This is a genomic window from Nocardiopsis dassonvillei, assembly GCF_964273065.1.
In the GTDB taxonomy this organism is placed as follows: Bacteria; Actinomycetota; Actinomycetes; order Streptosporangiales; family Streptosporangiaceae; genus Nocardiopsis; species Nocardiopsis dassonvillei_B.
This window is the reverse complement of the sequence record NZ_OZ186815.1, coordinates 3,075,988-3,092,917: the sequence shown is the minus strand read 5'-3', so window position 1 is coordinate 3,092,917 and position 16,930 is coordinate 3,075,988. Positions and strand designations below refer to the sequence as shown.

The window sequence follows — 16,930 nt, the reverse complement described above, 5'->3', positions numbered from 1 at the left end:
GCGGTTCGGTGATCACCCTCGACCGGCTCGTCAACGTCCTGGGCGGCTACGGCGCCCACCTCGTCGGCGACGGCGGCCTGCGCCGCCGGGAGCTGCGCAGCGTCGCCATGCACGACCCCACCGACAGCGCGCCCCCGCTGGGCGACGCCTTCCTCGCCGTGGGCGTCGACTCCTCCGCCACCGCCCTGCGGCTGGCCGAGCAGGCCCGTGCAGTCGTCGTCATCATCCGCTCCGCCACCGGGCCCGGTGCCGAGGTGCGCGCCGCCCTGGGCGAACGCGGTGTCGCCATGGTCGTGGTCGAGCCCGCCGTGTCCTGGAGCCAGATCTCCGGCATCGTCTACGGGCTGGTGCTGGAGGGCCGCGAGACCGAGTCCGGGCGCGGGCCCAGCGACCTGTTCGCCCTGGCCGACACCGTCGCCGCCGAGGTCGGCGCCCCGGTCGTCATCGAGGACCGGGCCTGGCGGGTGATCGCCTACTCCGCCGACCAGGGGGACACCGACCGGGCCCGCCGGGACACCGTCATCGCCCGGCGCGCCCCCGCGGGGATCCGCGACCGCCTGGAGTCCGACGGGACGGCCGCCCGGCTGGCGGCGGCCGAGGGGCCCCTGTACGTGCCCGGCCTGCCGGAGTTCGGCATGGGAGGGCGCACCGCCGTGCCGGTCCGGGTGGGCCGCGAACTCCTCGGCTCACTGTGGGCGGTCGGCGACACCCCCCTGGGGCCCGAGCGGGCCCGCGCGCTCAGCGAGGGCGCCCGCACGGTGGGACTGCACATGCTGCGCGCACGGGTGAGCAGCGACCTGGAGCGCCAGGTGGAGTCGGAGTCGGTCATCGACCTGCTGGAGGGGTCGCAGGATCCGGAGCAGGCGCTCGACCGGATCGGCCTGCCCGCCGACGGGCTGCGGGTCATCGCGATGCACGCCCGGGCCGCACCGCCCGACGCCACCGTTCTGCACCTGTTCGAGCAGGTCACCACCGGCTTCGGCTGGTCGCGGCCGGGCCGCAGCACCCTGTTGGGCACCACCGTCTACACGGTGCTGCCCTGCAACGCGGAGGTCGCCCCGGCCCTGGAGTGGGTCCGCGCCACGGTGCGCGCCCTGCCGGGCCACCCGGGTGTGGCCGCCGGGGTGGGCGGCGCCGCCGACGCGGGGGACCTGCCCGCGAGCCGCCGGGAGGCCGACGAGTGCCTGACCCTGGCGGGGGACGGCGCCGTACCGGTGGTCTACGACGACGCCTGGGACGCGGTCCTCCTGCGCCGCCTGCGGCTGGCCGCCGAGGCCGGGCGGCTGCCGGGCCGCAACCCCGTGGCGGTGCTGGCCCGCCACGACGCCGACCACGGGACCGAGTACACCCGCACCCTGCGGGCCTGGCTGTACGCGCACGGGGACCCGGTGGCCGCCGCCGACCTGCTGGGCGTGCACCCCAACACGGTCCGCTACCGGCTGCGCCGCCTGCGCGGCGTCGCGGACCTGCGGCTGCACGAACCCCGGGCGCGGGTCGCACTCACCGTCGCCCTGGCCGCCCTGCCCGGTGATCCCTGACCACCGGGACCGCTCATCCCCGGTAGCGGTACCCGGAGCGCTCGGCGAGCAGGCGCTTCCGGTGCCCGTTGCGGCGCACGGCCGTGGAGATGACGAGGACCAGCCCGACCACCAGTCCGGCCAGCGGGATGAGGAAGAACGAGGCCAGGGCGCCCATGACACCTCCGACCACCCCGAGGTCCGCGGGGACCGCGGCCGCTGCGTAGGTGGTGTCCGGCGGGCCCTCGCACACCAGCGTGTACTCGCCCGACTCCTGCGGGGAGGCCACCCCGGCCAGCCGCCACTCCGAGCTCGTGTGGGAGAACTCCGGGTCCGTGAACCCGACGGGCTCGCCACCGGGGGTGAGCAGCCCGCACTCCGCGTACGACCCGGCCGGGGAGTCGGTGTACAGCGCGATGATCGCCGTCTCCTCCCCCGGTGAGTGGGAGAAGGCGTCCTCGCCGCTCCCGGGCACCTGGGCGGCGAACGTCGGCAGGGCCACCGCCCGCACCAGGAAGAGGACGAACCCGACGGCCCCGGCGATGCCGCCGAGCAGGATGACGGTGCCCCCCGCCCAGTAACCGAAACGGCCGGGCCGCAGTTCCGAGGGCGAGACCCGGGGAGGCGGCTGCTGTGGGTACATGTCATCCTCCGGTATCCGTGCACCCGTCCGGTCCCGGCGACGGGACCCGGATTTCCACCGGGTGCGCTCACGGTGGTGGGACGAGGGCCGGAGCACGCGGGTTCCGGTGGCGCGGCCGGTTTCTTCCGGATCCGTGTTCCTGACACCCGGGGATGTACCGGGACGATCCACCGCCGGTTGCGCGGAACCCCTTGTCAGGAGGCCCGCGCCCGGTTTGAATCGTGGGACCCCACCTCGACGGGGCCGAGCCGGGGACCGGCCGCGCGGCGGCCCGCCGCCTCGCGCACAGGGGAGGTCGCACATGTCCTGGACGTGGAACGCCTGGCCGTGGGACGCCGATCCCGACGCCGTGCGCAGGGACGTCGCGCTCGCCCACGAGGACTTCACCGGCTCGGGCCGCGTGCGCGGCACCGTCCGCCCGGTCGTCGTCGAGTCATGGCGGCGCAGCGCCCGCCTGGGCATAGACCCGGACGGCGTCTCCCCGCGCATCGAACTGGCCGGCTCCGACCTCGCCGACCACCGGGACGCCCACCCGCTGGCCGCCACCCTGCCGCTGCTGCGCAGGCTCCTGCTTGACACCGCCCCGGGGCCGCAGATCGTCGCCGTCGGCGACGCCGCGGGACGGCTGCTGTGGGTGGAGGGCGACCACCGGCTGCGCAGCCGAGCCGAGGAGATGCGCTTCGTCGAGGGCGCCAACTGGCACGAGAGGTCGGCGGGCACCAACGCCCCCGGAGTCGCGCTCGCCCTCGACCACGAGGTCCAGGTGTTCGCCAGCGAGCACTTCGCCCGCAGCGCCCAGCCGTGGAGCTGCTCGGCCGCGCCCCTGCACGACCCCGACACCGGCGCGCTGCTGGGCGTCCTCGACATCACCGGCGAGGACCAGGTGGCCTCGCCCCAGGCGCTGGCCCTGGTGCGGGCCGCGGCCACCGCGGCGGAGATGGAGCTGCGCGCCCGCCGCATCGCCGGGCTGCTGCCCGATCCGCGTCCCTCCGCGGAGCCCCCGGGGCGGGTGCCCGACCACCTCCGGCTGGAGGTCCTGGGCCGCGACGGCGCCAGGCTCACCATGGACGGGCGCACGGTGGAACTGAGCGCCCGCCACTCCGAGATCCTCCTGCTGCTGTCCTCGGCTCCGCGCGGCCTGAGCGGCGCCGCCCTGGGCGCCCGGCTGCACGAGCGCGACGCCTCCCCGGTGACGGTCCGCGCGGAGATGTCCCGGCTGCGCCGCCTGGTCGGCCACGGCCTGCTGGCCTCGCGCCCCTACCGGCTGCTGCGCCCGCTGCCCACCGACCTCGACACCGTGCGCGGGCGGCTGGCCGCCGGGGACCGGCTGGGCGCCCTGCGCTCCTACCGGGGCCCGGTGCTGCCCGCCTCGGAGGCCCCGGGGGTCATCGAGATCCGCGAGGGCCTGGACGCCGAGCTGGTCGGCGGGCTCGACGGCGAGAGGGACCCCGCCGTCCTGCTGGCCTGGGCCGAGCACCCCGAGTGGCGCGACGACCCCCGGGTCCTGGGGGCGGTGCTGGACTCCCTCGACCCCGCCTCGCCCGGGCACGCCGCCCTGCGCGGGCGGCTGCGCTGGCTGGGGGAGTGAGCACCCTCCGCGGCGTTGCCGCCGCAACGTACTCGCAACGTACGTGTGACTAGCGTCACTGCCGTCGACCCCGTTGGTACCGCCGGGCCCCGTCCGGCGCACGAAGGAGGCTCACCATGGCCGTGTACGCTCCCCCGGGACAGCCCGGAAGCGTCGTGGAGTTCGCCCCGCGCTACGAGAACTGGATCGGCGGCGAATGGGTCAGGCCCGTCAAGGGCGGCTACTTCGAGAACCCCACCCCGGTCACCGGGAACACCTTCACCGAGGTCGCCCGCGGTACCGCCGGGGACATCGACCTCGCCCTCGACGCCGCCCACGGGGCCGCCCCCGCCTGGGGCCGCACCTCCGCCGCCGAGCGCGCCCTCGTCCTCAACCGGATCGCCGACCGCATCGAGGAGAACCTGGAGCGCCTCGCCGTCGCCGAGTCCTGGGAGAACGGCAAGCCGGTCCGCGAGTGCCTGGCCGCGGACCTGCCGCTGGCCGTCGACCACTTCCGCTACTTCGCCGGCGCCATCCGCGCCCAGGAGGGCCACACCTCCCAGATCGACGGGGACACCGTCGCCTACCACTTCCAGGAGCCGCTGGGAGTGGTCGGCCAGATCATCCCGTGGAACTTCCCGCTGCTCATGGCCACCTGGAAGCTGGCCCCCGCGCTGGCCGCGGGCAACGCCGTCGTCCTCAAGCCCGCCGAGCAGACCCCGGCGTCGATCCTGCTCCTCATGGAGCTCGTCGCCGACCTGCTCCCGCCGGGCGTGGTGAACGTCGTCAACGGGTTCGGCACGGAGGCGGGCCGGCCGCTGGCGAGCAGCCCCAGGGTGCGCAAGGTCGCCTTCACCGGCGAGACCACCACCGGGCGCCTCATCATGCAGTACGCCTCGGAGAACCTCATCCCGGTCACGCTGGAGCTGGGCGGCAAGAGCCCCAACATCTTCTTCGAGGACGTGGCCTCGGCCCGGGACTCCTACTACGACAAGGCGCAGGAGGGCTTCACCCTCTTCGCGCTCAACCAGGGCGAGGTCTGCACCTGCCCCTCCCGGGCGCTGGTCCAGGCGTCCATCTACGACTCGTTCCTCGGCGACGCGGTGGAGCGGGTCGGCCGCATCAAGCAGGGGAACCCGCTGGACACCGAGACCATGGTCGGCGCCCAGGCCAGCAACGACCAGCTGGAGAAGATCCTGTCCTACATCGACATCGGCCGCCAGGAGGGCGCCAGGGTCCTCGCCGGCGGCGAGCGGGTCGACCCCGGCGGCGACCTGTCCGGCGGCTACTACGTGGCCCCGACCGTGTTCGAGGGCGGCAACACCATGCGCATCTTCCAGGAGGAGATCTTCGGGCCGGTGGTGTCGGTCACCCGGTTCGAGGGCTACGCCGACGCGATCAAGACCGCCAACGACACCCTGTACGGCCTCGGCGCGGGCGTGTGGTCCCGCGACGGCAACACCGCCTACCGGGCGGGCCGCGACATCCAGGCGGGCCGGGTGTGGGTGAACAACTACCACGCCTATCCGGCGCACGCGGCGTTCGGCGGGTACAAGCAGTCCGGTATCGGCCGCGAGAACCACAAGATGATGCTCGACCACTACCAGCAGACCAAGAACCTGCTGGTCAGCTACTCCGACGAGGCGCTGGGATTCTTCTGATGGGCGCCGGGGCCTACACACCGGTGGAACGGGTGGCCGTCACCGACGCGGCCGCCGCCCTGCTCCGCGAGCTGCGGACCGAGCACGGGCCGCTGATGTTCCACCAGTCCGGCGGCTGCTGCGACGGCAGCTCGCCCATGTGCTATCCGGCCGGGGAGTTCCGCACCGGGGCCTCGGACGTGCACCTGGGCGACCTGGATCCGGGCACCCCCGAACCGGTGCCGGTGTGGATGTCCCGCTCCCAGTTCGAACTGTGGAGCCACACCCACCTGACCATCGACGTCGTCCCGGGGCGCGGGGCCGGGTTCTCGCTGGAGGCGCCGACCGGCAACCGGTTCCTCATCCGCTCCCGCCTGATGACGGACGAGGAGGCCGACCGCCTCCCGTGACGGACCACGGTGCCGCAGGTGCGCGAGCACGGGCGGCCGATCCTCCGAGGGGAAAGGGCGGGCCCGGGGACGCCCCCGGGCCCGCCCGCTCCCGCCGCCGCTCACACGGCGGCGGTCAGGACGACTCCTCGGCGCGCATGCGCTCCAACCGCTCGGCGAGGTCGTCGCGTACCAGCAGGTCCTGGCGGATGCGCCCGGTCCGGTAGCCGACCCGGGCCGCGATGTGCCCGGCCACCGGGATCGTGACGACCTGGAACAGCCCCACCAGCAGCAGGGTGCCGACGTTGAACACGTTGGTCTCCTCCACCGGCACCAGCCGGAGTCCGATCCCCACCAGCACCAGCAGCATCCCCAGCACCTGCGGCTTGGCCGCGGCGTGCATGCGGGAGAGCAGGTCGGGGAAGCGGACCAGGCCCACCGCGGCCACCGCCGACAGCAGTGCTCCGGACAGCAGGCACACGATGGCGATCCAGTCGAGAACGGTGACGAGTTCCTCGCTCACGGGTTCCCCCCCTCGTCGGCGGTCGGCGGCGGGCCGGCGATCGGCTGCTGGATGACGTCGGTCGGGGTGGCCACGTGCTCCTCCGGGCGGCGGGCCACGAACTTCGAGATGCTGATCGTCGCCACGAAGCCCACCAGCGACAGCACCAGCAGGGTCGGCAGGACCGTGGGATCGCGGTTGAACGCGGCGTAGGTGCCCAGGCCCACCAGGGCCGAGGCGAGCAGCACGTCCACGGACAGGGCCCGGTCCAGGATGCTCGGGCCCAGTAGCAGCCGCACCAGGCTCACCAGCGAGGCGAAGGCGAGCAGGACGGCGATGACGACCCACAAGGTGTTCACACGAGCTCCTTCCCGGACGGCGTCGCCGCGTCCAGCATCCCGTTGTCCTCCCGTGTCCCCAGGGCCCGCACGAGCAGCCGCTCCAGGACCAGGACGTCCCGGTGCATCTTCGCGATGCCCTCCTCATCGGCGGCGCCCAGCATGTGCACGTACAGGGTCCACTCGTCCCGCGAGACCTCGACGATGACCGTGCCGGGGATGATCGAACTGGCGATGGCCGTGCACACGAGCATCAGGTCCGACTCGGTGCGCATCCGCACGGCGATCACCGAGCTGTGCACCTCCCGCGGGGAGAACACCAGGCGGGTCACCTGGATGCTCGCCGTGAACATCTTCGCGATGACGTGCAGCACCAGGTACGCCAGGTGCAGCGGCCGGAAGCGGAACCCCGGGACGATCGGCGGCAGCGGGAACACGAGCATGATCGTCACCGACACCAGGAAGCCCAGCACGAACAGGCCCAGGGACTCCCAGCGCCACTGGAACCCGTTGAACAGCAGCATCCAGACCAGGGTCATGCCCAGGGCCACGGGGATCTGGACCTTCCCCAGCCGCCGCCGCAGCGCGGAGGCCCTGATCCTCCTCCCCATCCTCGGCTCGCTCACCGGTCACCTCCAAGCACGGCCTCGATGTAGGGGGTGCGGGCCAGCAGTTCGGTGGCCGCCTCCGACGAATAGGCGATGAGCGGGCCCGCGAACACCGTCAGGGCCAGCCCGAACACCACCAGCGCGGCCGTGGCGCCCACCATGGTCCTGGGCAGGGCCACCGAGGTGACCATCGGGGTGGACAGCGTGGTCGTGCCGCCCAGCCGGGAGGACGGCCCCACGGCCACGCCCGGTCCCAGGGCCGCGGTCGACGTGTCGTCGGCCTCGGTGTCCTCCAGCACGGTTCCCGGGTCGGCGACCTTGCCCTCGGACGGGGCCCGCCAGAACGCGTAGTTCCACACGCGGGCGATCACGTAGAGGGTCAGCAGGCTGGTCAGCACCGACGCGCCCACCAGCAGGTAGGCCAGCGGGGTGCCCGCCTGCACACCGGCCTGCAACAGGCCGATCTTGCCGAGGAAGCCCGACAGCGGCGGGATCCCGCCCAGGTTCATCGCGGGGATGAAGAACAGGACCGCCAGCAGCGGCGCGATCCGGATCAGGCCGCCCAGGTCGTCCAGGTTGGTGGACCCGCCGCGGCGCTCGATCAGCCCCGTGATCAGGAAGAGCGTGGTCTGCACCGTGATGTGGTGGGCGATGTAGAACACCGCGCCGGCCAGGCCCATCTGGCTGCCCAGCGCCACCCCGAACACCATGTAGCCGATATGGCTGATCAGGGTGAACGACAGCAGACGCTTGATGTCCGTCTGCGCCACGGCGCCCAGGATGCCCATGATCATGGTCGCCAGCGCCACCCACATGAGCAGGTTGTTCAGGTCCTCGCCGGGGAAGAAGAGCGTGTGCGCGCGGATGATCGCGTACACGCCGACCTTGGTGAGCAGGCCCGCGAACACCGCGGTGACCGGGGCCGGCGCCGTGGGGTAGGAGTCGGGGAGCCAGGCGGCCAGCGGGAATACCGCCGCCTTGATGCCGAACGCGAAGAGCAGCATCACCTGGAGCACGATCTTCAGGTGCCCGTCCAGCTCCGGCAGCCGCTCGGCGAGCTGGGCCATGTTGACGGTGCCGGTCGCGCCGAAGGTCAGCGCGATCGCGATGAGGAACAGCACCGACGACACCAGCGACACCACCACGTAGATGGCGCCCGCCCGGATGCGGGACTGCGTACCGCCCAGGGTCAGCAGCACGTAGCTGGCGGTCAGCAGGATCTCGAAGCCGACGTACAGGTTGAACAGGTCACCGGCGAGGAAGGCGTTGGAGACGCCCGCGACCAGGATCAGGTAGGTGGGCTGGTACACCGACAGCGGCGCCACCTCGGCCCGGCTGGCCATGCCCTGACCGATGGAGTACACGAGCACGGCCAGGGTGATCGCCGAGGACACCGTCACCATGAGCGCGGACAGCCGGTCCGCCACCAGGGTGATGCCGATCGGCGCCTCCCAGCCGCCCACCTGCACGACCTGAGGACCCAGGGCGTCCGCGCCGAGCATCAGGACGAACCCGACGAACAGTACGAACGTCAGCGCGATGATGCTCAGCCACTGCTGCACCTTGGGCCAGCGGCTGCCCATGGCCAGCTTGACCCCGGCCGCGAACAGCGGAACGACCACCGGAAGCGGGATGAGGTAGTGGAGGAGACCCGCGAAGTAGTCCCAGCTCATGCTCAGTCGCTCCCCTGCAGGTCGCTGTCCTCGGCGCGGGCGAGCCGTTCGCGCTCGGCCCGCATGCTCTGGCGGGTCTGGCGCCGCTGGGCCCGCACACGGCGGCGCAGCTCGCGCCAGAGCTCGCGCTCCGCGGCCCGGTCGGCGCGGCGGTGCTCGCGCAGCCGCCGCCGCCCCAGGCGGATGCGCCCGCGCAGTTCCTGCACCTGGGCGGTCATGGTCTCCGCCCGGTCGCTCAGGCGGCGCATGGTCTCCTGGGACTGCTCGTCGAGTCCGCTCTCCTCGACCTCGACCTCGTAGCGGGCCAGTTCGGCCTGGGCGCGGGCGATCTCCGCCTTGATGCGGGCCTGCTCGGCCAGCTCCTGGGCGTCGGCCGCGGCGATGGTCGCTTGGAGCTCCGCCCGCTGGCGCCGGATGTCCGCCTTGAGACGGCGGCGCTCGCGGACGAAGCGGCGGCGCAGCGCGCGGCGGCCCTCGCCCTGGACGATCCGGAGGTCCTCGGCGTCGTCCTGGACCTCGTCGTTGCCCTCCAGCTGCCAGCTCCGGTAGGCCATGGCGAGCAGGAACGCCGTCACGCCGAGGGTGATGACGATGGCCGTCAGGATCATCGCCTGCGGCAGCGGGTCGGTCATGTCCTGCGGTTCGCTGAACCACAGCACAGGGGGCCCGCCCATGGTCCCGGCCATGGCCAGGATCATCAGGTTGACGCCGTTGCTCAGCACGATGAAGCCGAGCAGCACCCGGCTGAGGCTGCGCTCCAGCAGGAGCACCACCCCGACCGCGACGAGCACCCCGATCAGCAGGACGAGGGTGAGACTGGGTGAATCGCTCACGAGGTGACCTCCTCGGCGGGCTCGGGCGTGCCGGGGCCGGCGGTCGCCCGCGCCCGGGCGGCGTCCCGCTCGATCTGCTCGTCGATGCGGGCGCCGAGACTGCGCAGGATGTCGAGGATCAGACCGATGACCAGCAGGTACACCCCGATGTCGAAGAAGAGGGACACCGTGATGTGCGGTTCGCCCAGGATCCACAGGTTCAGGTGGAAGTCGCCCCCGGCGAGGACCTCGTCGCCGAAGATCGCCCCGCCCAGCGCGACGCCGGTGGAGATCGCCAGGCCCGCGCCGATCAGCACGCCGGGCTGCACCCACGCGGTGTTGTACAGCTCGAAGCGGCCGCCCGCCAGGTAGCGGACGATGAACGCCAGACCCGCGACGATGCCGCCGGCGAAACCGCCGCCGATCGCGCCGTGGCCGGTCAGCAGCAGGTACACGGAGATCACCATGACCACGGGGAACAGGAAGCGCGAGACGACCTCGAAGATGACCGACCGGCGCTCGGTGGGCAGCGCGTCCGCGCCCGGGAGCCAGGTGTGGTTCCACTGGGGCTTGACGTGCAGGTTCGCCGGGGCCATCCGCAGCCCGCCCAGGTCGATCCGGGCCTGTCCGTCGGTCGGCTGCCCGGCCGAGGTGACCGACACCGCCATCACGCCGCCGGGGGCCTTGCGCGGCTGGGTGCGCCGCACGAACATCAGGCTGGCCACACCCGCCGCCGCGGCGACCAGCACCGAGACCTCCCCCATGGTGTCCCAGGCCCGGACGTCCACCAGCAGCACGGAGATGATGTTGTACCCGCCCGCCTCCTTCGCCGCCTCCGGGTAGTGCTCGGAGATCGACGGCTCCTGGCGGCCCGCCAGGGCGAACCAGGTCATGGCGGAGACCAGGGCGCCGGTGGACAGGCCGATGGCCAGGTTCCACACCCGGCGGCCGCGCAGCGCGGGGGCCGAGAAGTGGCTGGGGAAGCGCCGCAGCACCAGGACGAAGATCACCAGGCTGACGGTCTCGACCAGGAACTGGGTGAGGGCGATGTCGGGGGCGCCGAGCAGGTAGAAGATGGAGGCCACACCGTAGCCGCCGGTGCCCACCAGGATCACCGCGAACAGCCGGCGCCGCACGAACAGGGCCAGCAGGGCGGTGGCCGCGATGATCAGGGCCGGGATGACCTCGACCGGGGTGTCCCAGAGGCGGACCGGCGGGTAGTCGCCCTCCCAGATGGGCTCGGAGATGATCCAGTACCCGGCCGCGACGACCAGGCTGACCAGGATGGTGCCGAGGTAGACCGGCAGCGAACCGCGCTGGGTGCGCCCGGTGACCTGCAGCGCCAGGTTCTCCAGTCCGGCGAGCATGCGCCGGTAGACGCGGTCCGGGTCGACCACCGAGGTGCGGGTGCCGATCCAGACGACCGCGCTGCGGAAGTAGAACAGCACAAGGCCGCCGACGACGCAGGCCGCGGACAGCAGCAGCGGGAGCTCGAAGCCGTGCCACAGGGCCAGGTGCGTCTCGTAGGCGCCGGGCGCGAGCGGGACGGTGTCGGCGTACCGGGCCAGGAGCGGGTCGATCTCGTGCGACAGCGGGCCGCCGACCAGGCTCAGCCCCGCCATGAGCGCGGCCGGGGCGAGGAACAGCGGGCCGGGGCCGTGCACCGGGGTGGGTGGCACGTCCGGCTTGTCGAAGAAGGCGCCCCACAGGAAGCGCAGGCTGTAGGCGACGGTGAGCGTGGAGCCGGCCACGATGCCGACGAGCACGGCCGTGTCGACGGCGGCACCGTGGGTGTACGCGCCCAGGGCCAGCTCCTTGGCGGCGAAGCCCAGCATGGGAGTCAGCCCGGCCATGGAGGCCAGGGCCAGGACCGCGGTCCAGAAGGTGCCGGGCATGGACCTGCGCAGCCCCGAGAGCTCGCGCAGGTCGCGGGTGCCGGTGCCGTGGTCGATGATGCCGACCACCAGGAACAGCGGGGCCTTGAAGAGCGAGTGCCCGATGAGCATGGCGATGCCGGCCAGGGCCGCGGCCCGCGTCCCGGTGCCCAGCAGGGCGATGAGGAAGCCGAGCTGGCTGATGGTGCCGTAGGCCAGGACCAGCTTGAGGTCGTACTGGCGCAGCGCCTTCCAGCCGCCGAGGAGCATGGTGAGCACGCCGAAGCCGAGGGCCATCGAGGTCCACACGGCCGAGTCGGGGAACGCCGGGGTGAGACGGGCGACCAGGTAGACGCCCGCCTTGACCATCGCGGCCGCGTGCAGGTAGCCGGAGACCGGAGTGGGCGCGCGCATGGCGGCGGGGAGCCACAGGCTGAAGGGGAACAGCGCGGACTTGGACATCGCGCCGACCATGACCAGTCCCAGGGCCACCTGGACGGAGACGCCGTCCGGCGGGGCCGCGACGATCTCGGAGATGACGTAGGTCCCGGCGGCCTCGCCGAGGACGATCATGCCGACGAGCATGGTGAGCCCGCCGAAGGTGGTGACGGTCAGGGCCGTCATGGCCGAGCGGCGACTCTCCTTCAGCTCCGTGCTGTGCCCGATGAGCAGGTAGGAGAAGACCGTGGTCAGCTCCCAGTACACGAACAGCTGGATGAGGTCGTCGGCCAGGACGAGGCCGAGCATGGCCCCGGCGAAGGCGACGAACACGCCCGCGAACCGGCCCAGCCCGGGCTCGGATTCATCGAAGTAGCGCGCGCAGTAGACCAGGATCAGGGTGCCCACACCGGCGGCGATGAGGGTCATCACCAGGCCGAGGGCGTCCATGTGCAGGCCCAGGCGCAGGGAGAACGCGGGCGCCCAGGCCACGGATCCGGAGAGCGCGCCGCCGTCGAGGATGGCGGGGAGCTGGAAGAGGGCCCAGACGGTGGAGGCGCCCGGCACGACGGCCAGGGCGAGGAACGCGTTACGGCCCCACAGGCGGACCAGTAAGGGCGCGATCGCCGCCGCGATGAAATGCGCGATCAGCACTGTTGTCAATGCGCCCCTCCCGGATGGTCCCGGGCCCGCCCGTCGATTGGGGCGGACGTCCGCCGCCCCCAGCAGCAGACCGATACGCCCACAACCGGATGCGTGGACGGGGTGTCGCTTACGGTGTGAGGGGGCAAGGATGTACGTAACTTGTGTGCATAGGCTATTTAATGGCTAGACTACACAAACGTCAAACCGCCGCGCGGCCCCCTGCCGGTCCCGCGGCGCCCGTCCAGCCTGCGAGGAACGTTCCGTGTCCGACGAGACCCCCGAGTCCAGCGCCGAGCGAGTCCGCGCCGCCGACCGCGGAGTCGAGTCCGGGCACGCCCCCGGGCCCGGAGGCGTTCCGGGGTCCGGGGACGGTGTCGGGCCCGAGCGCGAGGTCGGGCTCGAGGAGTTCCAGCGGGCCTGGACCGAGCTGATCAACGCGGCGATCCACGCCCGCTCCCGCAGTGGTCACGGGCACCGCGGCGCCGAGGACCTCACCCTCACCCAGGCCCTGCTCATGGAGGCCGTCCGCGGCCTGGACAACCCCAGCGTGGGCGCGGTGGCCCAGGTGGTGGGGGTGTCCTCCCCCTCCGCCACTCGCATGATCCAACAGCTCGAGCGCAAGGGCATGATGGCGCGCCGTCGGTCGGAGCGGGACGAACGGAGCACGGTGGTGGCCATCACGGAGGAGGGTGAGAAAGTACTCGCCCACCGCCGCCGCAGCATGGAGGTCAAGCAGCGGCGCGTGTTCGAGGCGATCCGCCCCTCCCTGCGCCCCGTCGTGCTGGAACTGATGCGCGACCTGCGCGACGCGGTGGACGACGCCTGAGGGGCGGCCGGACGGTCCGGAGGGATCCGGACAGTACTTCGGTTTCCTTTCCCCCTTTCCTTATCCCGGACCTTTGCGGCTCGGCCTCCGCTCTTTCCGGTCTGCCCAGGGCAGATCTGCCGCAGGCCGAAACAGTGGCGTCCGCGGCGGGCCGCCGCCCAGGGTGGAGACACGGCCGGTGCGGGCGAGGGATCCGCACCAGCGGCCGGGAAGAAGGGGCCACCCCATGCCGATGACCCGAACCAGGGCCATGGCCTCGCACGAGGCCGAGGGCGGCGCGTTCGACGACCAGCTGTCCGCCCGCCTGCTGCGCAGCCGCATCGTGCTGCTCGGCACCCAGGTCGACGAGCACAGCGCCAACCGGGTCTGCGCGCAGATCCTGCTGCTCGCCGACGAGGACCCGCACAAGGACATCACCCTGGCCATCAACAGCCCCGGCGGCGTCGTCTCCGCCGGACTGGCCATCTACGACACCATGAACTTCGTCCCCAACGACGTGTCCACCCTGGTCATGGGGTTCGCGGCGAGCATGGGCCAGTTCCTGGCCTGCACCGGGACCGCCGGCAAGCGGTACAGCCTGCCGCACGCCCGCATCATGATGCACCAGCCCTCCGGCGGACTCGGCGGCACCGCCGCCGACATCGCCATCCAGGCCGAGAACCTGGCGCACACCAAGCAGACGATGATCCGGCTCATCGCGCGGCACACCGGGCAGAGCGAGGAGACCATCGCCCGCGACCAGCACCGGGACGCCTGGTTCACCGCGGAGGAGGCCAAGGAGTACGGGTTCGTCGACCACGTGGTCACGTCGCTGTCGGAGATCAACGGCACCGGCATCCGGTTGGGCGCGGGCTCGCCCGGGTTCGTCCGGCGCGAGACGGAGGGTGCGCGATGAGCGGGCGCTACACGGTCCCCATGGTCGTCGAGCGCACGCCGCGGGGCGAGCGGTCCTTCGACGTGTTCAGCCGGCTGCTGTCGGAACGGATCATCTTCCTGGGCACGCCCGTCGACGACGACGTCGCCAACGTCGTGATGGCGCAGATGCTGCATCTGGACCACGAGTCCGCGGACACCGACATCCAGCTGTACATCAACTCGCCGGGCGGCTCCAACACCGCGCTCACCGCCATCTACGACACCATGCGGTTCATCCGCGCGGACGTCGCCACGGTGTGCATGGGGCAGGCCGCCTCCGCTGCCGCGGTGCTGCTCGCCGCGGGCGCGCCCGGCAAGCGCCGGGCACTGGAGCACGCGCGGGTGCTGCTGCACCAGCCCTCGGGGGAGGGCCAGGGGGTGGCCGCCGACCTGGAGATCCAGGCGGCGGAGATCCTGCGGGTCCGCTCCCAGGTGGAGGAGATCCTGTCCCGGCACACCGGGCAGACGGTGGAGCGGCTGCGGGCCGACACGGACCGGGACAAGATCTTCACCGCCCGGCAGGCGAAGGAGTACGGCCTGGTGGACGACGTCATCAGCACCCGGGAGGCGGTGCCGGCGTGAGCGTCCCCGGTCGGGGCCGCACGCGGTCCCGACCGGGGCGTCGCGGGGTCAGGCCGCCAGTGACACCGACAGCACGGAGACGCGGGCGGCCGCCCGGGGGGCGACGGCCGGGGCGTAGGAGCCGGTCCGGCCGCCGAGCGGCCTCGGTGTCGCCATGACCGTCTCCCGGTGGAGCTCGGCCAGCACGTCCGTGAGGCTCAGCCCCAGGGAGCGGTAGACCGCGGCCAGGACCTCCGAGGAGGCCTCCTTGCGGCCGCGTTCGATCTCGGACAGGTAGGGGAGCGAGACCTGCGCGTCCTCGGCCACCTCGCGCAGGGTGCGTCCCTGCCCGACGCGGGTCCGGCGCAGCAGCCCGCCGATGAGGTCGCGCATGAGCGGCTCGGGCTCGGGTGCCCGGTCGGTGCCCCTGCGGGCCTCTTCCAGGGAGCGCAGGACATCGGTCATCGGGGCCTCCGGTCTCGTGCTCGGGATGCGCACTGGTCCTCCCCGAAGCCTACGCCCGGCCCCCCGGGCCGGGGAGGGGCGTCGGCAGGCTTCTGCGGACGGCAGAACGGGGCCGGGAGCCGACCCCGTTTCCGCCACGGAGGAGGAGAATTACCGCCAAACAGGACCAAAAGGTTCTTTCCTTGGATCCTGTGACAGGTTTGTCGCTCAGAGAGAGGGAAAGGTGAGGAGCGTCCGACCCAAGGGAGGGACTTGTGGAGATCACCGGAATCATCAGCGCGATCATCGTCGGTCTGATCATCGGAGCCCTCGGCAGGCTCGTCGTCCCGGGCAAGCAGCACCTGCCCATCTGGCTGACCCTGATCCTGGGTATCGTGGCCGCCTTCCTCGGCGGCTGGATCGCCAGCTTCTTCACGAGCATGTGGCTCATCGTCCTGATCGTCCAGGTCCTGGTCGCAGCCGGGATCATCTACCTGGCCGACGGTATGTACGCCAAGAACGCCCGAGGGGCCACCCCCTAAAGGGGCGACCCCACCGCAGAGGCCGCCGGGCTACCCGGCGGCCTCTTCCACGTCCACCGTCCGGCCCTCGCGCAGGGCGGTCTCGGCGGCGGCCAGGACCGCGACCACCTCGCGTCCGAACCGGACGTCCAGGGGGTCGCCGGGGGCGCCCTCCACCTGGGCGATCAGCCGGTCGACCGCCACTCCGAAGGCCTCCACCGCGGACCTGTCGCCGTCCGGCACCGCGACCCGGCCCGCCTCGCCGAACAGGACCACCTCGAAGCCCTGCGCCTTCTCCGGGGCGTCGAGGGTGACCGAGAACGTGCCGACCGCGCCGCCCCGGTGCCGGGTGAGCAGGTGGACGGTGTCGCCGGGACCGGCCATCGCCGCGACCGCCTCCACGGGCCCCAGCACCGGCAGCACCACCGAGAGCACGTGCGGGCCCACGTCCCACAGGCCGCCCTTCTCCTTGCGCCAGGGCGAGGCCCCGTACGGGTTCCCCGGCCGGAAGATCGAAGCGAACAGGGTCGCCCGCACCCCGTGCCAGCCGCCCCGGTCGGCGGACTCGCGCACGAAGGCGTCGATCCCGTCGGAGAAGCGGTTGGTGAAGAAGACCATCGACGCCAGCCCGCGCGCCCCGACCTCGGCGACGACCGCGTCCGCGGCGGCGGTGGACAGTGCCAGCGGCTTGTCCAGCAGCAGGTGCCTGCCCGCGCGGGCCGCCCGCAGCGCCAGGTCCGCCTGCACGTCCGGCGGCAGCGCGACGGCGACCGCGTCCACGTCCGCCAGGAGATCGTCGACGTCGGCGTAGGCCCGCGCGCCGTACCGGGCGGCGAGCGCCTCGGCCTTCTCCGGGGCGCGGCCCCACACCCCCACCAGCTCCGCGTCCGGGTGGGCGGCCAGCGCGGCCCCCTGCGTCTCGGCCGCCCAGTAGCCGGTCCCCAGCAGACCGAACCTCAGACCCATGTGCGCTCCTTCGTCTGTTTCGTGGCTGTCCGCCCATTCTTCCTGGAAGCG

General features: G+C 72.6%; 17 protein-coding genes. 8 read left to right on the top strand and 9 right to left on the bottom strand.

The window, feature by feature from the left end:
* Positions 1–8 precede the first annotated feature (8 nt).
* Entirely contained in the window at positions 9–1,538 is a 1,530-nt protein-coding gene (locus ACSUPR_RS13630; RefSeq protein ID WP_436891657.1) for a PucR family transcriptional regulator, read from the top strand.
* A 13-nt stretch (positions 1,539–1,551) separates the two neighbouring features.
* On the opposite strand, the gene ACSUPR_RS13625 is transcribed toward ACSUPR_RS13630, so the two are convergent.
* Positions 1,552–2,160 (bottom strand): hypothetical protein, encoded by a 609-nt coding sequence (locus tag ACSUPR_RS13625; protein ID WP_436891656.1) that lies wholly within the window; start codon positions 2,158–2,160, stop codon positions 1,552–1,554.
* 301 nt (positions 2,161–2,461) lie between these two features.
* Between ACSUPR_RS13625 and ACSUPR_RS13620 the strand changes: the two genes are divergently transcribed.
* The 3 genes from ACSUPR_RS13620 (at position 2,462) to ACSUPR_RS13610 (ending at position 5,777) form a co-directional block, all read left to right on the top strand.
* Positions 2,462–3,748, top strand: coding sequence for a GAF domain-containing protein (locus ACSUPR_RS13620; RefSeq protein ID WP_436891655.1), 1,287 nt, complete (start codon positions 2,462–2,464; stop codon positions 3,746–3,748).
* Positions 3,749–3,864: 116 nt separating this feature from the next.
* Positions 3,865–5,388: an acetaldehyde dehydrogenase ExaC gene (gene exaC, locus ACSUPR_RS13615; protein WP_436891654.1), complete on the top strand. Its 1,524-nt coding sequence runs from the start codon at positions 3,865–3,867 to the stop codon at positions 5,386–5,388.
* A complete protein-coding gene (locus tag ACSUPR_RS13610) occupies positions 5,388–5,777 on the top strand; it encodes a DUF779 domain-containing protein (protein ID WP_436891653.1) in 390 nt (129 codons plus the stop codon). The genes exaC and ACSUPR_RS13610 overlap by 1 nt, the downstream gene beginning before the upstream one ends.
* Before the next feature lie 115 nt (positions 5,778–5,892).
* On the opposite strand, the gene mnhG is transcribed toward ACSUPR_RS13610, so the two are convergent.
* Genes mnhG through ACSUPR_RS13580 form a run of 6 tightly spaced genes read right to left on the bottom strand, consistent with a single transcriptional unit; the run spans position 5,893 to position 12,655 of the window.
* A complete protein-coding gene (gene mnhG / locus ACSUPR_RS13605; RefSeq protein ID WP_436891652.1) occupies positions 5,893–6,279 on the bottom strand; it encodes a monovalent cation/H(+) antiporter subunit G in 387 nt (128 codons plus the stop codon).
* Positions 6,276–6,617: a monovalent cation/H+ antiporter complex subunit F gene (locus ACSUPR_RS13600; RefSeq protein ID WP_436891651.1), complete on the bottom strand. Its 342-nt coding sequence runs from the start codon at positions 6,615–6,617 to the stop codon at positions 6,276–6,278. The genes mnhG and ACSUPR_RS13600 overlap by 4 nt, the downstream gene beginning before the upstream one ends.
* The gene (locus ACSUPR_RS13595) at positions 6,614–7,207 is read right to left on the bottom strand and encodes a Na+/H+ antiporter subunit E (protein ID WP_436892006.1); all 594 of its coding nucleotides are present in this window, start codon (positions 7,205–7,207) and stop codon (positions 6,614–6,616) included. Before ACSUPR_RS13595 ends, ACSUPR_RS13600 begins: the two co-directional genes overlap by 4 nt.
* A gap of 11 nt (positions 7,208–7,218) precedes the next feature.
* Positions 7,219–8,877, bottom strand: a complete 1,659-nt coding sequence (locus ACSUPR_RS13590) for a Na+/H+ antiporter subunit D (protein WP_436891650.1) — start codon at positions 8,875–8,877, stop codon at positions 7,219–7,221.
* A gap of 2 nt (positions 8,878–8,879) precedes the next feature.
* The gene (locus ACSUPR_RS13585) at positions 8,880–9,710 is read right to left on the bottom strand and encodes a Na(+)/H(+) antiporter subunit C (RefSeq protein WP_436891649.1); all 831 of its coding nucleotides are present in this window, start codon (positions 9,708–9,710) and stop codon (positions 8,880–8,882) included.
* Positions 9,707–12,655 carry a Na+/H+ antiporter subunit A gene (locus ACSUPR_RS13580; protein WP_436892005.1) on the bottom strand — a complete coding sequence of 983 codons (2,949 nt, stop codon included), beginning with the start codon at positions 12,653–12,655 and terminating at the stop codon, positions 9,707–9,709. The genes ACSUPR_RS13585 and ACSUPR_RS13580 overlap by 4 nt, the downstream gene beginning before the upstream one ends.
* A 253-nt stretch (positions 12,656–12,908) precedes the next feature.
* Here ACSUPR_RS13580 and ACSUPR_RS13575 point away from each other — a divergent pair, with 253 nt between their 5' ends.
* The 3 genes from ACSUPR_RS13575 (at position 12,909) to ACSUPR_RS13565 (ending at position 14,969) form a co-directional block, all read left to right on the top strand.
* Complete coding sequence (locus ACSUPR_RS13575; RefSeq protein ID WP_436891648.1) at positions 12,909–13,472, top strand: MarR family transcriptional regulator; 564 nt, start codon at positions 12,909–12,911, stop codon at positions 13,470–13,472.
* 232 nt (positions 13,473–13,704) lie between these two features.
* Positions 13,705–14,367 carry a ClpP family protease gene (locus ACSUPR_RS13570; protein WP_436892004.1) on the top strand — a complete coding sequence of 221 codons (663 nt, stop codon included), beginning with the start codon at positions 13,705–13,707 and terminating at the stop codon, positions 14,365–14,367.
* Complete coding sequence (locus tag ACSUPR_RS13565; RefSeq protein WP_436891647.1) at positions 14,364–14,969, top strand: ATP-dependent Clp protease proteolytic subunit; 606 nt, start codon at positions 14,364–14,366, stop codon at positions 14,967–14,969. Before ACSUPR_RS13570 ends, ACSUPR_RS13565 begins: the two co-directional genes overlap by 4 nt.
* A gap of 48 nt (positions 14,970–15,017) precedes the next feature.
* On the opposite strand, the gene ACSUPR_RS13560 is transcribed toward ACSUPR_RS13565, so the two are convergent.
* The gene (locus ACSUPR_RS13560) at positions 15,018–15,413 is read right to left on the bottom strand and encodes a helix-turn-helix domain-containing protein (RefSeq protein ID WP_436891646.1); all 396 of its coding nucleotides are present in this window, start codon (positions 15,411–15,413) and stop codon (positions 15,018–15,020) included.
* Positions 15,414–15,667: 254 nt separating this feature from the next.
* On the opposite strand from ACSUPR_RS13560, the gene ACSUPR_RS13555 reads away from it, so the two are divergent.
* Positions 15,668–15,934 (top strand): GlsB/YeaQ/YmgE family stress response membrane protein, encoded by a 267-nt coding sequence (locus ACSUPR_RS13555; RefSeq protein ID WP_436891645.1) that lies wholly within the window; start codon positions 15,668–15,670, stop codon positions 15,932–15,934.
* Positions 15,935–15,964: 30 nt separating this feature from the next.
* Here ACSUPR_RS13555 and ACSUPR_RS13550 read toward each other — a convergent pair whose 3' ends face one another.
* A complete protein-coding gene (locus ACSUPR_RS13550) occupies positions 15,965–16,879 on the bottom strand; it encodes a Gfo/Idh/MocA family protein (RefSeq protein ID WP_436891644.1) in 915 nt (304 codons plus the stop codon).
* Between the last annotated feature and the right edge of the window lie 51 nt (positions 16,880–16,930).

Excerpts from the sequence above, each read along its gene's own strand:
- exaC (WP_436891654.1), top strand. The coding sequence starts at position 3,865 with ATGGCCGTGTACGCTCCCCCGGGACAGCCCGGAAGCGTCGTGGAGTTC.
- ACSUPR_RS13570 (WP_436892004.1), top strand. The coding sequence starts at position 13,705 with ATGACCCGAACCAGGGCCATGGCCTCGCACGAGGCCGAGGGCGGCGCG.
- ACSUPR_RS13610 (WP_436891653.1), top strand. The coding sequence starts at position 5,388 with ATGGGCGCCGGGGCCTACACACCGGTGGAACGGGTGGCCGTCACCGAC.
- ACSUPR_RS13565 (WP_436891647.1), top strand. The coding sequence starts at position 14,364 with ATGAGCGGGCGCTACACGGTCCCCATGGTCGTCGAGCGCACGCCGCGG.
- ACSUPR_RS13620 (WP_436891655.1), top strand. The coding sequence starts at position 2,462 with ATGTCCTGGACGTGGAACGCCTGGCCGTGGGACGCCGATCCCGACGCC.
- ACSUPR_RS13625 (WP_436891656.1), bottom strand. The coding sequence starts at position 2,160 with ATGTACCCACAGCAGCCGCCTCCCCGGGTCTCGCCCTCGGAACTGCGG.
- ACSUPR_RS13560 (WP_436891646.1), bottom strand. The coding sequence starts at position 15,413 with ATGACCGATGTCCTGCGCTCCCTGGAAGAGGCCCGCAGGGGCACCGAC.
- ACSUPR_RS13590 (WP_436891650.1), bottom strand. The coding sequence starts at position 8,877 with ATGAGCTGGGACTACTTCGCGGGTCTCCTCCACTACCTCATCCCGCTT.
- ACSUPR_RS13595 (WP_436892006.1), bottom strand. The coding sequence starts at position 7,207 with ATGGGGAGGAGGATCAGGGCCTCCGCGCTGCGGCGGCGGCTGGGGAAG.
- ACSUPR_RS13550 (WP_436891644.1), bottom strand. The coding sequence starts at position 16,879 with ATGGGTCTGAGGTTCGGTCTGCTGGGGACCGGCTACTGGGCGGCCGAG.